This window comes from Microtetraspora malaysiensis (genome assembly GCF_001528665.1).
GTDB lineage: Bacteria > Actinomycetota > Actinomycetes > Streptosporangiales > Streptosporangiaceae > Microtetraspora_A > Microtetraspora_A malaysiensis.
Map to the genome: position 1 here is coordinate 92,512 of NZ_BBYJ01000013.1, position 14,788 is coordinate 107,299.

At 70.3% G+C, this 14,788-nt stretch carries 12 protein-coding genes; 8 read left to right on the forward strand and 4 right to left on the reverse strand.

Going from position 1 to position 14,788, the window contains the following annotated elements:
* Positions 1-10 precede the first annotated feature (10 nt).
* Entirely contained in the window at positions 11-3,226 is a 3,216-nt protein-coding gene (locus AWQ71_RS17870) for a S8 family serine peptidase (protein ID WP_157570409.1), read from the forward strand.
* Positions 3,227-3,530: 304 nt separating this feature from the next.
* Here the strand turns inward: AWQ71_RS17870 and AWQ71_RS17875 are convergent, their stop codons facing one another.
* The gene (locus tag AWQ71_RS17875; RefSeq protein WP_067134580.1) at positions 3,531-3,938 is read right to left on the reverse strand and encodes a MerR family transcriptional regulator; all 408 of its coding nucleotides are present in this window, start codon (positions 3,936-3,938) and stop codon (positions 3,531-3,533) included.
* A gap of 49 nt (positions 3,939-3,987) precedes the next feature.
* Here AWQ71_RS17875 and AWQ71_RS17880 point away from each other — a divergent pair, with 49 nt between their 5' ends.
* On the forward strand, positions 3,988-4,872 hold the full coding sequence (locus tag AWQ71_RS17880) for an NAD(P)-dependent oxidoreductase (protein WP_067134582.1): 885 nt from the start codon (positions 3,988-3,990) through the stop codon (positions 4,870-4,872).
* Between the two features lie 228 nt (positions 4,873-5,100).
* Here the strand turns inward: AWQ71_RS17880 and AWQ71_RS17885 are convergent, their stop codons facing one another.
* Positions 5,101-5,985, reverse strand: a complete 885-nt coding sequence (locus tag AWQ71_RS17885; protein WP_067134584.1) for an aldo/keto reductase — start codon at positions 5,983-5,985, stop codon at positions 5,101-5,103.
* Positions 5,986-5,999: 14 nt separating this feature from the next.
* On the reverse strand, positions 6,000-6,182 hold the full coding sequence (locus tag AWQ71_RS43290; protein ID WP_067134585.1) for a hypothetical protein: 183 nt from the start codon (positions 6,180-6,182) through the stop codon (positions 6,000-6,002).
* A gap of 25 nt (positions 6,183-6,207) precedes the next feature.
* On the opposite strand from AWQ71_RS43290, the gene AWQ71_RS17895 reads away from it, so the two are divergent.
* Positions 6,208-7,110, forward strand: coding sequence for a LysR family transcriptional regulator (locus AWQ71_RS17895; protein WP_245658353.1), 903 nt, complete (start codon positions 6,208-6,210; stop codon positions 7,108-7,110).
* 73 nt (positions 7,111-7,183) lie between these two features.
* On the opposite strand, the gene AWQ71_RS17900 is transcribed toward AWQ71_RS17895, so the two are convergent.
* Entirely contained in the window at positions 7,184-7,807 is a 624-nt protein-coding gene (locus AWQ71_RS17900; protein ID WP_245658347.1) for a TetR/AcrR family transcriptional regulator, read from the reverse strand.
* Positions 7,808-7,890: 83 nt separating this feature from the next.
* Between AWQ71_RS17900 and AWQ71_RS17905 the strand changes: the two genes are divergently transcribed.
* The 5 genes from AWQ71_RS17905 to AWQ71_RS17920 all read left to right on the forward strand — a co-directional run bounded on the left by AWQ71_RS17905 (position 7,891) and on the right by AWQ71_RS17920 (position 14,734).
* Positions 7,891-9,207 (forward strand): MFS transporter, encoded by a 1,317-nt coding sequence (locus tag AWQ71_RS17905; RefSeq protein WP_245658348.1) that lies wholly within the window; start codon positions 7,891-7,893, stop codon positions 9,205-9,207.
* Between the two features lie 59 nt (positions 9,208-9,266).
* Positions 9,267-10,940, forward strand: a complete 1,674-nt coding sequence (locus AWQ71_RS17910) for a glycoside hydrolase family 13 protein (protein WP_218001836.1) — start codon at positions 9,267-9,269, stop codon at positions 10,938-10,940.
* A 24-nt stretch (positions 10,941-10,964) separates the two neighbouring features.
* The gene (locus tag AWQ71_RS17915; protein WP_067134591.1) at positions 10,965-12,986 is read left to right on the forward strand and encodes an alpha-galactosidase; all 2,022 of its coding nucleotides are present in this window, start codon (positions 10,965-10,967) and stop codon (positions 12,984-12,986) included.
* Between the two features lie 75 nt (positions 12,987-13,061).
* Positions 13,062-13,418: an SdpI family protein gene (locus AWQ71_RS40295; protein WP_084259004.1), complete on the forward strand. Its 357-nt coding sequence runs from the start codon at positions 13,062-13,064 to the stop codon at positions 13,416-13,418.
* A gap of 149 nt (positions 13,419-13,567) precedes the next feature.
* Positions 13,568-14,734, forward strand: a complete 1,167-nt coding sequence (locus tag AWQ71_RS17920; RefSeq protein ID WP_067134593.1) for a serine hydrolase domain-containing protein — start codon at positions 13,568-13,570, stop codon at positions 14,732-14,734.
* The last annotated feature ends 54 nt before the right edge of the window (positions 14,735-14,788 follow it).

Sequence of the window (14,788 nt, forward strand, 5' to 3'; positions counted from 1 at the left end):
CTTCCGAACCATGGCGTTGTTAGTGAGCGCGCTGCTGACCGCCGCTCCTCCCGTCCCACCCCACACCACGCCGGCGTCCGCCGCCACCACGGCACCCGTCACCGTCACGTTGATCACCGGGGATCGGGTGACCGTGACCGGTCCCGCCGCGCGCAGGAGCGTGGCGATCGAGCGGGGCGAGGGCCGTACCGGAGTCTCCTTCGTCACCGACGACACCGGCGGGCGGCTCCGTGTGATCCCCACCGACGCCTTCGGACCGCTGCAGGCCGGGGAGCTGGACCCCCGGCTGTTCGAGGTCGCCACCCTGATCGAGTCCGGTTACGACGATCGCCGGGGAGACCTGCCCCTGATCGTGACCGGGACCGGTGCCGACCGGAAGGGAATGCGTGCGGAGTTCGTCGCGGCCGGCGCGAAGGTGACACGGGACCTGCCTGCGGCGCAGGCCCTCGCGGTGCGGGCCGGCAAGAAGGGCATGGCCGGGTTCTGGAAGGGGCTCACCGCCGGCCGGACCCTGAGCGGCGGCGGCAGGAAGGTGTGGCTGGACGCACTGCTCAAACCGTCGCTCGACGTCAGCGTCCCGCAGATCGGCGCGCCTGCCGCCTGGGAGGCCGGGCACACCGGAGCCGACGTGAAGGTGGCGGTACTCGACTCCGGCATCGACGCCACCCATCCCGACCTGACCGGCAAAGTGGCCGCCCAGGCGAACTTCACCGACAACCCGGACAGCCGCGACCTGTCCGGACACGGCACTCATGTGGCCGCCACGATCGCCGGCGGCGGGAAGGACAGCCGGTACAAGGGCGTCGCACCCGGCGCCATCCTGCTGGACGGCAAGGTCTGCGATGGCCTCTGCTCCCACTCCTCGCTCATCGCGGGCATGGAGTGGGCGGCCGAGCAGGGCGCCAAGGTGATCAACCTGAGCCTGGGCGGGACTGACACCGTCGGCCTCGACCCGATGGAGCTCGCGGTGCAGACGCTGAGCGAGCGGTACGGCGCGCTCTTCGTCGTCGCCGCGGGCAACGAATACTCGGATCGGGCGGTGAACTCCCCGGCCAGCGCGGATGCCGCGCTCGCGGTCGGCGCGGTGAACAGCTCCGAGGAGCTGGCGGAATTCTCCAGCCGGGGGCCACGCGTCGGCGACTCCGGGCTCAAGCCCGAGATCACCGCGCCGGGTGTCGACATCACCGCCGCCCGGAGCAAGGACTCCGAAGGCACCGGATCACACGTCACCTTCTCCGGCACCTCCATGGCCACCCCGCATGTCGCCGGGGCGGCCGCGATCGTGTTCGGGCAGCACCCCGACTGGACCGGGGAGCAGGTGAAGGCGGCCCTGATGGGGTCGGCCCGCCGCAACTCCGACTTCGGGGCCTTCGACCAGGGCGCGGGCCGGGTCGACGTGGCGCGGGCCGTCACCCAGCAGGTGACCGCGGAACCGGCCGGGGTCGGCTTCGGTCTCCTGCTCTGGCCGCACGGGGACAAGGCACTCACCCGTACGGTGACCTACCGCAACCGGAGCGCCTCCCCGGTAACGCTCAAACTCGCGGTCGAAGGCGACCCGGGCAGGGTGTTCTCGGTGACCCCGGACGGTGTGGAGGTACCCGCGGGCGGGAAGGCCGAGGTGACCGTCACCGCCGACGCGCGTACGGCGCCCGTCGAACAGCCGATGAGCGGCTACCTCGTCGCCAAGGACACCGGTGCTACCGGGATCGAGGTCAGCACTCCGCTGGGGCTGGAGAAGGAGAGCGAGAAGTACGAACTGACGATCAAGCATCTGGACCGTGCGGGTAACCTCGCGAGCGGCCACAGCACCTCCCTGCGCAGGCTCGACGACACCAACGGACGATGGAGGATGATCAACGCCAGCGGAGCCGGTGGTGTGGCCACGGTCCGCGTCCCGAAGGGTGTCTGGGAGATCTCGAGCTTCGTACAAGACGGTGCGCAGACCGCCTACCTGGTCCACCCCGGCCTGCGGGTGGAGCAAGCCCAGACCCTGGAGGTCGACGCCCGGCTGAGCCGCCCCCTCGCGGTCGGTCTACCGGTCTCGTCCGCCGTCCCGGACTGGGCGGCCGTGAGTTACGGCGGCCCGCTGATCGAGGGGACGGCCGCCGGCCAACAACTGATCACCGAACGGCTCGACCAGATCCTGACCGCGCAGATCGGGCCGCCCCAACAAGGCGCGGTGACCCGGGTGGACGGGCAGTGGCGCGACGAACGGACAGGCGCCTTCTACCGGCTGGCCTGGTTCCATCGGGACGGGATGATCACCGGTTTCCAGCGGCGAGTCACTCAGCAGGATCTCGCCACGATCCGCGCCGATCATGCCCGCCATCTGGACGGCGCGCGAGGGTTCTGGGACGCCGAGGCCCAACTGCCTGATCTCAGGCTCGACCACTTCCCCGGGGGCACTCCCGTGGCTCTGCCGTCCGTCCAGACCATCTATGTGAACTCCGACAGTCAGGCGATCTGGAAGTTCCATCTCACGGAGATGGCCTCCACGGGCGAGAACAACGGATTCGAGGGGGCGTTCACGCGCTACACGCCGGGCCGTGTCTACGCCGAGAGCTGGAACCGCGGCGTGTTCGGGCCGTACCTTCCAAGCGACGGGCGCGAGGACTCGGGAAGCGTGACCCGTGAGGGCGATGTGATCACGGTGAGCGGCCAACCCTACGGCGACGGCGCGGGCCGCCTCTGCGACTGCCAGGTCGATGCGACCCGCACCGCCCTCTACCGCGACGGGACGCTGCTCGACGAGCAGTCCTCCGCCTACGCGGACTTCACCGTCCCCGAGGAGGAGGCCGTCTACCGGCTCGTCATGGAGGCCGAGCGGGGAGCACCGGCCGCCCTGTCCACCCGCGTCTCCGTGGCCTGGACGTTCCGGTCCGGCCGTACGGACAAGGCGGCGACCCGCCTGCCGGTCTCGGTCGTCCGGTTCTCCCCGCCGCTGGACGCCGACAACAGCGCACCTGCCGGGCGGAGCTTCACCGTCCCGCTCACCGTCCAGCGGCAGGCGGGGTCCGCGGCCGGCGAGGTCCGTGACCTGTCGGTCGAGGTCTCCTACGACGACGGCGCCACCTGGAGCGCGGCGAAGGTCCATCGCTCCGCCGCCATCCTGCGGCATCCCGACGGGGAGGGCTTCGTTTCGCTGCGCGCCAGATCTACCGACGCCACCGGCAACACGGTCGAGCAGACCGTGATCCGCGCGTATCGGATCGCCCCAGCCACCTGAGACCACCGATCGTCTGCTGCCGAGTGATCCGTACCTTGAGCTGGTGATTCACCCTGCCTGTTCGCGGCGTTCGGTGAGCGTGGTGGCGCGTTTGCCGGTTTTGCCCACGTCGTGCCGGCGGGCGGGGCCCGGTTCTGTTGAGCCCCTGAATCGTCCGGGCCGGGGATGGGTGAAACGGCTGGACTGAAGTTGACGGGATCCCGCCTGCTCATTGCGATCGGGCGGGATCTTGTCGTTTCAGGGGTTTCCGAATCGGGTTCGCCCCCGAGTCCCTGGGCCACTGGCCGAAGACCCGACAGATGGCTCAGGCAGGGACGAGCTCCTGGTCAGCATCGTCAAAGGGGGGATAGCTCTCGCCGGACATTCGTTCGGCCGCATCAATGTAGTCGGCAAGGGCGTCACGGGATTGGGCGAGCCTGTCTATCTGATCGTCCAGTCGCTGCAGCCGTGACCGCATCGCGGCCACCAACTCGGGACACCCAAGCAGCTCCGGGGCCTCTCCGACCGCACAGGGCAGCAGGTACGCGATGTCCTCAGAGGACAAACCAGCACCAAGCAGGTGCCGGATCTGCTTCACCCGCAGCACAGCCTTCTCGTCGTACTCGCGGTAACCGTTCGCGCCGCGTTCTGCCTCCAGCAGGCCCTGAGCCTCGTAGTAGCGCAGCTGATGGGCGTTTACGCCCGTCCGACGGCTCAATTCCCCGATCAGCATCCAAACCTCACTTGACCTTCACACCGGTATCAACGTTGACGATGCTGCCATGAACCGCAAAACCGATACACCCGTGACAGTCATCGGCCTCGGACTGATGGGCCGGGCACTCGCCGCCGCGTTCCTGAAAGCCGGGCATCCCACAACCGTGTGGAATCGCACGACCTCCAAGGCCGACCAGCTGGTGGCCGAGGGCGCACGGCTGGCGCCGACGGTTGGCGACGCGCTCAAGGCAGGTTCCCTGACGATCATCTGCGTCACCGATTACCCGGCCATGCACGAGCTGCTCGGCGCGAGCGAGAGCGAGCTGGACGGCATGATGTTGATCAACCTGACCTCGGGCGACTCGGCCCAGGCCCGGGAAGCCGCCCAATGGGCCGAGCAGCGTGGCGCCCATTATCTGGACGGCGCCATCATGGCCATCCCATCGGGGATCGGAACCGCCGAGGCGGTGATTCTGCACAGCGGGCCGCAGCCGTACTTCGAGGCGCACAAGTCAACGCTCGACGCGCTCGGCACCGTCACCTACCTGGGTGCGGACCATGGACTGGCGTCCCTGTACGACGTGGCCGGCCTCGCCATGATGTGGAGCGTCCTGAACGCCTGGCTCCAGGGCACGGCCCTGCTCAGGACAGCCGGTGTCGACGCCGCAACGTATGCGCCGTTCGCGCAGCAGATCGCCGCCGGTGTGGCCGAATGGCTGCCTGGGTACGCCGAGCAGATCGACAGCGGCTCCTTCCCGGCCGAGGTGTCGGCCCTGGAGACCGACGCGCGGGCGATAACACACCTGATCGAGGAGAGCGAGGCGGTGGGTGTCAACACCGAACTGCCAAAGTTGATCAAGGCGATGGTCGACCGCTCGATCGCCGCCGGACACGGTGGGGAGCAGTATCCCGTGCTGATCGAAGAATTCAGCAAGCCCCGCAACGACTGACCGATCCCGATACCGGGATCCAAGCGGTCTCCGGTAAGCCGACTCCGTGCGGGATTCCTGGGAAACGATCACCTCTATCCCGGGAAGCGTTCTTCTAGGGCTTCGACCCACCCCAGCTCACACTCACTCGCGAACACCCCCGTATGGCGGATTTCGGGGCACCGGCGGGTAGTGTGAGTCTCCCCCGGCGGTCCCGAAGAGCTCAGCGACGACGCCCCGGGACTCGATTCAGCTCGGCAGCGCCGCCTCAAGCCGCGTCAGCTCCGCTGTGCTCAGCGCGACCTGCCCGGCCTGAGCCGAGTCCTGAATGGAGGCCGGGCGGCTGGCTCCCGGCACCGGGATCATCACCGGGGATCGGGCCAGCAGCCAGGCCAGGGCGATCCGTTGCGGGCTGACGCCACGCTCGGCGGCGATGTGGTGGAAGGCGGTGCCCGCCGAGGTCGAGCCGGAGGGGCCGTCGAGGGAGCTGCGGGAGATGCCGCCGAGCGGGCTCCAGGCCAGGAAGGCCAGGCCCAGCTCGGTGCTCAGCCGCAGCTCGGGCTCACTGTCGCGGACTGCCGGCGAGTACTGGTTCTGCACGGAGGCGAGCCCATCTCCGAGGATCGCGTGCGCCTCGCGGATCTGGACGGTGGTCACGTTGGAGATCCCGGCGGCGCGGATCGTACCGGCGTCGAGCAGCTCGCGCAGTGCGCCGACGGAGTCGGCCCAGGGCACGGCCGGGTCCGGCTTGTGCAGCTGGTACAGGCCGATGGCCTCGACGCCCAGGCGCTTGGCGGAGGCCTCGGCGGCGCGCTTGAGATGGTCCGGCGTTCCGGTGACGGTCCAGCTGCCGTCGCCGGGACGGCCGCGGCCACCCTTGGTGGCCACGAGGACGCCGGAGGTGTCGCCGCCGTAGCGGGCCAGGGCGCGGGCGATGAGGAGCTCGTTGTGCCCGGCCTCGCCGGCGTGCCAGTGGTAGCTGTCGGCGGTGTCGATGAGCGTGACCCCGGCGTCGAGGGCGGCGTGGACGGTGGCGATGGCTCGCTGTTCGTCCGGGCGGTGCTCGATGGACAGCGGCATGGCGCCCAGGCCGACGGCACTGACGGTGGTGTTTCCGATGCTGCGGTACTGCATGGTGACGGTGTTCCTCAGATGGTGGGGACGGCGGATGCGGCGCGGGCTTCGGCGACGGCGCCGGGCAGCCAGTCGGTGGTGCGGGAAAAGGAGAAGCCCAGACGCTTGGCGCGGGATCCGCCGATGACGCAGATCTTTTGCCTGCCCCCATCCTGGAGATCTATGGTCATCAGCAGAAGTGCCGACTTGCTGGACACGTTTTAAGGAAAACTGTTGATCGATGTGCAGCGGCTCCGCGTCCTGCGGGCGGTGGCGGAACACGGCAGCTTCAACCAGGCGGCCACCGCCCTGCGCCTCACCCCCTCGGCCGTCTCCCAGCACGTGGCCGCCCTGGAGCGCAGCCTCGGCGCCCAGGTCGTGACCCGCAGCACCCGCGGCGTCACCCTCACCCGACCCGGCCAGATCATGGTCAGCGCCGCCGAATCGGTCGCCGCCGAGCTCGAACACGCGAAACAGCAGGTCGACCAGCTCAGCACCGGACGCGCCCAGCTCACCATCGCCACCTTCACCAGCGGCGGCAGACTGCTGCTTCCCGGCGCGTTTGCCCGGTTCACGACCGCCCATCCCGACACCGTGCTCCACGTCAGGGAGAACGAACCCGAACACAGCCTGCCCCTGGTCCGCCAGGGCGCCGTGGACCTCGCGCTCGCCTACCATTTCGACGGCCCGCTGCCCGGACAGCAAGGACAGAGCCACAACCTGCGGTGGACCCCGCTCATGGAAGACCCACTGCACGTCGTCCTGCCGGAAGGGCATCCACTCGCCGGACGCGACGCGCTCGACCTCGCCGAGCTGGCGGTCGAGCCCTGGGTGCTCGGCTGCCTCAAGACCGAGGCGTACCTGCGCCGCTACGCCGAGCGCGCCGGCTTCGACCCGGAGATTCGCGGCACGACCTCCGACTACTTTTTCGCCCGCTCACTCGTCGCCGCGGGCATGGGGATCTCCCTGATCCCCTCCATCGCACTGGTCCCCGAGGTGCCGGGCCTGCGCACCGTCCCGATCGGGCCGCTGGCTCCGACCCGGCACATCGGCGTCGCCACGATCAGCCGCCGACGCGACCACCCTCAGGTCACGACGCTCATCCAGGCTCTCCATGATCGGGCAGCGGCGCTGAACGAGGGGTGAGCACGGGTCTACGTCACGCCCCCCTTCGCGACACCCGCCCGCGAAGGCGATCAGATCGTGGTCACCACGTGGGTCAGCGGGAGACGTCGGCGAAGTAGGCGCGCAGCAGCCGCCGCCCCTGGTCGATCATCGCCGGGTCTCCCTGGCGCGCGGCGCGGAAGGCCAGGGCGAGAGCCACCGACGTGGCCTCGATCGCGAGCCGCATGACGCGATGCGGGTCGGGCAGCGGGGGCAGACCGGCCTCCTCGACGGCGAAGGCGTAGAGCCGGTCGGCCAGCACGTCGCCGCCCTCCTCCGTCTCGCCGTCGGGCAGGAAGGACGGGCCGCCGGGGCGGGTGTCGGCGAAGTCGACCACGGTGAAGCCAGGGACGGTGCGTCGCATCTCGATCGTCTCCTCGATGACGATCTCGGCCGCCCGGGGCCAGGTGAGCATGGCCTCGTCGGCGGCGCGGCGCCGGAGCCGCTCGATCAGCAACTCCAGGTTCCGCATGGCGAGCTCGCGCATCATGCCGGGTTTGCCGTCGAAGAACTGGTAGACCGTGCCGCTCGGCACACCGGCGCGGCGGGCGACCTCCGAGGTGGTGAGGGAATCGAAGCCGACCTCGTCCAGGAGCCCGGCGCAGGCGTCGAGGATCCGCTCGACGCGTTCGATGCTGCGTTTCTGCACCGGCCTGCGACGGACGCCGTGAATGGTCAACGTAGATCCCCCCAGGGTCTTAACATGACACCCCGTCATGTTCTAACGTGGCGCCCACTCACCTTAGGACAGGAGGGGCGTCCGTGGCCGATCGGCGCACCACACCCGGATCCGGCACCGGACGCGATGCCGGAGGTGACACAGAGGGCGGCGCCACCGTCCCCGGGGAGCCCGCCCGGAAGGTCTCCGTCGGCTGGATGTCCCTGCTCGCCATGGTCCAGATGGGGATCGTCATGGCCTCCACCACCGGAGGCCAGATCCTGCTGCCGTCCCACGTGGAACGCATCGACCCCCTGCACAAGGAGGCGTCGCTCGCCGTGGTCTTCGCCGCGGGCGCCGTGTTCACCGCCGTCGCCAACCCGGTTTTCGGCGCGCTGTCGGACCGCACCGTCGGCCGGTTCGGCCGCCGCCGCCCCTGGATCGTGGCGGGCGCGCTGCTCTGCGCGGCCTCCCTGGTCTTCCTCGGCGGGCAGAACTCGCTGGGCGGCCTGGTGGCGGGCTGGTGCCTGGCCCAGCTCTCCTTCACCGCGATGATGGCCACGGCCGTGGCGACCGTCCCCGACCAGGTGCCCATCCCGCAGCGGGGCAAGGTGTCCGCGCTCGCGGGCGTCGGCCAGCTCACCGGGCCGCTGCTCGGCGGGCTGGTCGTGACGATGGCGGTCACCGGGCTGTTCCCCGGCTACGTGGCGGTGGCGGCGCTGGTCCTGCTGGCAGTGCTGCCTTTCGGCCTGTTCACCCGCGAGGCGCCGATCCCGCGCTCGCCCGGACGCGGATTCGACCCGCGCGCCTTCGTCACCGGATTCTGGATCAGCCCGCGCCGCCACCCCGACTTCGCCTGGGCCTGGCTGAGCAGGTTCCTGATCAACCTCACGCTCTCGATGGGGATCGGCTACCTGCTCTTCTTCCTGCGGGACGCCGTGCGGTACGAGCGGCTCTTCCCCGGCTCCACGGCCGAGCAGGGCGTGCTCGTCCTGGTGACGGTGTTCACGCTGAGCAGCGTCGCGCCGGGCCTGATCGCGGGATGGCTGTCGGACCGGATCGGGCGCCGCAGGCCCGTCGTCTTCGTGGGCGGCCTGACCATGGGCGCCTCCGCGCTGGTGCTCACCGTCCTGACGAGCTGGCCGGCCGCCATCGCCGCCGCGGCGCTCCTCGGCGCCGGCACCGGGATGTTCGCGTCGGTGGACCAGGCCTTGGTCACCCAGCTGCTGCCCGCCGCCACCGACCGGGCCAAGGACCTCGGGGTGGTGAGCCTGGCCAACTCCGCCGCCAGCGTCCTCGGGCCGGTGATCGCCGCGCCCCTGGTCACCTCCGCCGGCGGCTACCCCCTGATGTACGGCGTCGCGGCGGCGTCCGCCGCGTGCGGAGCCGTACTCGTCTGGAAGATCCGCGGCGTTCGCTAACGCACGCGGGAGATCGCTGGAGCACGCGAAAGAAAGGAACGACGCCCAAGATGCCCGAGATGACCGATCCGACGTCCGGCCTCATGCCCGACCCCACAGCCGGCCCCGCAGCCGGCCCATGGTGGCGTGACGCCGTCGTCTACCAGGTGTATCCGCGCAGCTTCGCCGACGCGGACGGCGACGGCGAGGGAGACCTGCGCGGTGTGCGGGCGCGGCTGGACCACCTGGCCGACCTTGGCGTGGACGCCGTCTGGCTCAGCCCGTTCTATCCCTCGCCGATGGCCGACGGCGGCTACGACGTCGCCGACTATTGCGACGTGGACCCCCGCTACGGCACGCTGGCCGACTTCGACCTCCTCGTGGCCGAGGCGGCGGAGCGCGGGATCCGGGTGATCGTGGACATCGTGCCCAACCACTGCTCCGCCGCGCATCTCTGGTTCAGGCAGGCGCTGGCGGCACCTCCGGGCAGCCCGGAACGCGACCGGTTCATCTTCCGCGACGAACCCAACAACTGGCAGTCGAACTTCGGCGGCCGCGCCTGGACCCGGGTCGCCGACGGCCAGTGGTATCTGCACCTGTTCGACTCGGGACAGCCTGACTGGAACTGGCGCAACCCCGACGTGGTGGCGATGTTCGAGCAGGTGCTGCGTTTCTGGCTGGACCGGGGCGTCGCGGGCTTCCGCATCGACGTGGCCGCCATGCTGTACAAGCAGGAGGGCCTGCCCGACCTGCCGCCCGACCGCCAGATGGCCTACCTCGTCCCGGACGGGTCGCCGGTGCCGTACGAGCACCAGCCCGAGCTGCTCGACCTCTACCGGTCCTGGCGGAAAATCTTGGACTCCTACCCCGCCGACGCGTTCCCCGGGCCGCGCGGCACAGTGGCCGAGATCTGGTTCGACGACGCCACCAGGGCGGCGCCGTACCTGGCCGGGGACGGGCTGGCGCAGCTGTTCAACTTCCGGCTGATGCCGGCGCCGTGGTCCGCGGCGGAGTTCCGCGCGGTCATCGAGGACTCCCACCGGCTCGCCGTCGAGACCGGCGGTTCGGTCCCGTGGGTGCTCGGCAACCACGACGTGCCCCGCATGGTGACCCGGTACGGCGTCGACCAGGCCCTCGTCCGCAACCCCACCCCGGACGTGCTGCTCGGCCGGATCGACGTGGACCGCGAGCTGGGGACCCGCCGGGCCCGCGCGGCGGCGCTGCTGCTGCTCGCGCTGCCGGGCGCCGCCTACATCTACCAGGGCGACGAGCTGGGCCTGCCCGAGCATCTGGCCATCCCGGACGACGAGCGCCAGGATCCGATGTTCGAGCGCACGGCCCGGACTTTCATGGGCAGGGACGGCTGCCGCGTGCCGCTCCCCTGGTCCGGCGCCGCCGCGCCGTACGGCTTCGCCGACCGGCCGGTCCGGACCTGGCTGCCGCAGCCGGGCGACTGGGCGGAGCTGGCGGTCGAACGGCAGCGGGCCGACCCGGGCTCGATCCTCGCCCTCTACCGGGCCGCGCTGACGGAACGCCGCCGCCATCCCGCACTCGGCGACGGCGACATGATCTGGTTGGACCTCGGCCCCGACGTGCTCGCGTTCGGGCGTGAGCCGGGCTTCGTCCTCGTCGCCAACCTCGGCGCGGAACCGATCACGTTGCCCGCGCACAACGAGGTGCTGCTCGCCAGCGGACCGCTCGACGGCGACCTGCTTCCCGCCGACACCGCGGTGTGGCTGCGGACCGGCGTCTGACCGCCCCACCACAGGAGAACCACGATGATCTACGACGCGGAAGCGCGGCTGTGGCTGCTGTCCACGCCGTCGAGCAGCTACGCCGTACGGCTCGGCCCCGACGACGCCCCGTACAACGCCCACTGGGGCCGGCCGCTCACGATCGAGCAGGCGCGCACCCTGCCGCCGGACCGCGAGGAGCTTCCGGCAGAGGGCGGCGAGCGGTTCGGCGCGGCGTCGCTCCAGATCAGGTACGGCGACGCCGTACGCGGAGTGGAGTGGCGCCACCTCGGACACGACATCCACGGAGAGCCGGGCGGCGGGCAGCTCGCGATCCGGATGGCCGACCGGCACTACCCGCTGGAGATCACGTTGCACTACCGGGTACGGCCCGGCAGCGACGCGGTCGAACGCTGGACCCGGCTGCGCAACGCCGGAACCGAGCCGATCACCATCCTGCGCTGCGACTCGGCGGCGTGGACGGCGCCGCCGCGTGAGGACTACCGGATGACCCACGTCGTCGGCGACTGGGGGCGGGAGTTCCAGCTCAGGCGCGGGCCCGTCCCCGAGGCGGAGACCGTGCTGACCAGCAGACGCGGGCACAGCGGTCACCAGGTGAACCCGTGGCTGATGATCGACGCGGGCGACGCGGCCGAGGACCACGGCGAGGTGTGGAGCGCCGCGCTCGCCTGGAGCGGGAGCTGGCGGATGACCCTCGACCGCGACCAGGACGGCCGCGCCGGCTGGACCGGCGGGTTCGGCCACGAGGGGCTGACCTGGCGGCTCGGGCCGGGCGAGGAGCTCGAGACACCGGTCTTCACCGGCATGTACGCGCCGGACGGCTTCGGAGGCACCAGCCGCCGCTGGCACGACCACATCCGCCGCCATGTCCTGCCCGCACCCGGCCGCGTCCGCCCGGTGATCTACAACTCGTGGGAGGCGACAGAGTTCGACATCTCCGAGACGCAGCAGATGGAGCTCGCGGAGCGGGCGGCGGGCGTCGGCGTCGAACTGTTCGTGATGGACGACGCGTGGTTCGGCGGGCGGACCGGCGAGCACGCGGGGCTGGGCGACTGGTGGCCCAACCCGGACCGCTTCCCGAACGGTCTCACGCCCCTGATCGATCACGTGAAGCGGCTCGGCATGAGGTTCGGCATCTGGGTGGAGCCCGAGTCGGTCAACCCCGACAGCGACCTTCACCGCGCGCATCCGGAGTGGGTGCTGCACCAGCCGAACCGCGCGCGGACGGAGATGCGCGAACAGCTCCTGCTCGACTTCTCCCGCTCCGACGTCGCCGAGTGGGCGCACGGCTGGCTGGACGACCTGCTGACCAGGAACGACATCTCCTTCCTGAAGTGGGACATGAACCGTCCCTTCACCGAGGCCGGGGACGACGTCTGGATTCCGTACATCCGCAACGTGTACGCCGTCATGGACCGGCTGCGCGCCGACCACCCGGACCTGCTCATCGAGGGGTGCGCGAGCGGCGGCGGCCGGGCGGACCTCGGGATGCTGGCCCGTACGGACCAGATCTGGACCTCGGACAACACCGACGCACTGCAGCGGGTCGCCATCCAGCACGGGTACACGCAGATCTATCCCGCCTGCACGATGGGGGCCTGGGTCACCGACAGCCCGAACCGGATCAGCGCCCGCCTGTCTCCCGTCCGCTACCGCTTCCACGTCGCGATGGCGGGGGCGCTCGGCATCGGCGGTGACCTGCTCACCTGGAGCGAGGACGACCTGAACTGGGCGGCGATGCTCACGGAGCAGTACAAGCGGATCCGCCCGATCGTGCACGGCGGCCGGATGTATCGCCTCGGGGACTGCGCGGTGCAGTACACGCGCGGCCCGGAGACCGTGGTGTTCGTCTGGCAGCCCTCCGCCCTGCGCCGCACCACCTCCCCGGTGCTGCTCAAAGCACTCGATCCGGACGGGCTCTACCGCGACGAGGAGACCGGGGCGCTGCACCATGGCGCCGTCCTGATGAGCCACGGCCTGCCCCGGCTCCTGCCCTTCGACACCATGAGCGAGCTGGTCCGGCTCATCCAGGTCGCCCACTCATGACGCGCGCCCGTCCCGGGCCGGCGTTGAGGTGGGAACGGGCTTGGCAACGTCCGCCTCCGGCGAATCGAGGAAACGATGGCAGATATCGATCCGGCTACGGAGCAACTTGTCGTTGCGTTCATGTTCGGTGGAGCCTCTCTCGGAGCGTTGGCTCTGGGCCTGCTGGGGCGATTGCGGCGACTTCGCAGAAATGGCGCCTTCGGCGTGCGTACGCAAAAGTCGATGGCAAGTGATGAGGCGTGGCAGGATGTGCATGTAAAGTTCGCTCCATTCGCATTTGCGATAGCGGCGACATGGGCGGTAACTGCCGTCATCCCTTTCGTGGCGGGCGCCAAGAATATGGGGCCGCCGGTACTCGCCGGAATCGCGCTAGGTCTCATTCTTCTCGTATGGGGTGCCATTTGGTCTCATCGTGAAATGGATGACGGATAGACGTCCACCGGATTTGCACCCCGGGAGTTCCCCGGGGCGGCGGTAGCGCTGGCTGTAGTGCGGAAACACCCACGCGCGGGATCGATCACGAGCTGGTCGCGCCGACATGCTGGATGACATCGCAACCACGTCATCAAGGGAGTTTCCCGATGTCTCAGCATCCTGCCGTCACCTTCCGCAGCGCCTGGGTGGGCGCCGCGGCGGTGCTGGCCCTCGCGCCGGGGACCCTGAGCCCGGCGGCCGCCGACGTCGCTCCGCGAAACCGGCCGGGCGACGCCGTACAGACGGCGCTGAACGAGCTGGTCGGCGGCGGCGAGTTCCCTGGTGCGCTGGCCGCGGTGAGGGAACGCGACGGGCGCGGCCGGAACTACACCGCGGGTGCCGGCGACCTGGCCACGCGGGCGAAGGTCCCCGTCAACGGGCAGGTGCGCATCGCCAGCACCACCAAGACCTTCACCGCCGCCGTCGTGCTGCAGCTGGCCGGCGAGGGCAAGGTCGAGCTGGACGTGCCGGTCGAGAAGTACCTGCCGAGGCTGGTACGCGGCAATGGGAACGACGGCCGCCTGATCACCGTCCGCCAGCTGCTCCACCACACCTCGGGCTTGCCGGAGCACGGCAAGGCCATCGCGGGGACGTTCTTCGAGAACCAGCACCGCTACTTCGAACCCAGGGATCTGGTCGATCTGGCTCTGACGCAGAAGCCGCTGTTCGCTCCCGGCAAGGGCTGGAGCTACAGCAATACCGGGTACGTCCTGCTCGGCCTGCTGGTGCAGAAAGTCACGGGCCGGCCGATCGGCGCGGAGATCACCGACCGGATCATCACGCCGCTGGGGCTCGGTGACACTTACTGGCCCGGTGCCGGCGAGCAGAGGATCCGGGGCCCCCACCCCAGGGCCTATAAGTCCAAGACCGGCAGGCCGGGTGGCGAGCCGGTGGACGTGTCGGAGATGGATCCGTCGCGGGGGTGGGCAGCCGGACAGCTGGTCAGCACGCCGCGGGACGTCAACCGGTTCCTGAGCGCGCTGCTGGGCGGCAAGCTCCTCAAGCCGGCCATGCTGGAGCAGATGAAGCGGGCCGTCTCGGTGCCAGGGACCCCGCGGGGGTGGGGGTACGGGCTCGGGCTGACGAAGATCCCGCTGAGCTGCGGCGGCCTCGCCTGGGGGCACAGCGGTGACGTCGGCGGGTACTCGACCCGCAACGGCATCACCGAGGGCGGCCGGTCAGCCACCGTCACCGCGACCGCCGAATCTCTCACGGCAGAGGGCGACAAGCAGCTCAACTCCGCCCTCGACACCGCCCTCTGCGCCGGGAAATAACCGGGAAGCAGGCGGCCCGCAGGCCGACATCCGCCCGGGTAAGGGCCTCGCGGG

Excerpts from the sequence above, each read along its gene's own strand:
- AWQ71_RS40295 (WP_084259004.1), top strand. The coding sequence starts at position 13,062 with ATGGCAGATATCGATCCGGCTACGGAGCAACTTGTCGTTGCGTTCATG.
- AWQ71_RS17870 (WP_157570409.1), top strand. The coding sequence starts at position 11 with ATGGCGTTGTTAGTGAGCGCGCTGCTGACCGCCGCTCCTCCCGTCCCA.
- AWQ71_RS17875 (WP_067134580.1), bottom strand. The coding sequence starts at position 3,938 with ATGCTGATCGGGGAATTGAGCCGTCGGACGGGCGTAAACGCCCATCAG.
- AWQ71_RS17880 (WP_067134582.1), top strand. The coding sequence starts at position 3,988 with ATGAACCGCAAAACCGATACACCCGTGACAGTCATCGGCCTCGGACTG.
- AWQ71_RS17885 (WP_067134584.1), bottom strand. The coding sequence starts at position 5,985 with ATGCAGTACCGCAGCATCGGAAACACCACCGTCAGTGCCGTCGGCCTG.
- AWQ71_RS17920 (WP_067134593.1), top strand. The coding sequence starts at position 13,568 with ATGTCTCAGCATCCTGCCGTCACCTTCCGCAGCGCCTGGGTGGGCGCC.
- AWQ71_RS17915 (WP_067134591.1), top strand. The coding sequence starts at position 10,965 with ATGATCTACGACGCGGAAGCGCGGCTGTGGCTGCTGTCCACGCCGTCG.
- AWQ71_RS17910 (WP_218001836.1), top strand. The coding sequence starts at position 9,267 with ATGACCGATCCGACGTCCGGCCTCATGCCCGACCCCACAGCCGGCCCC.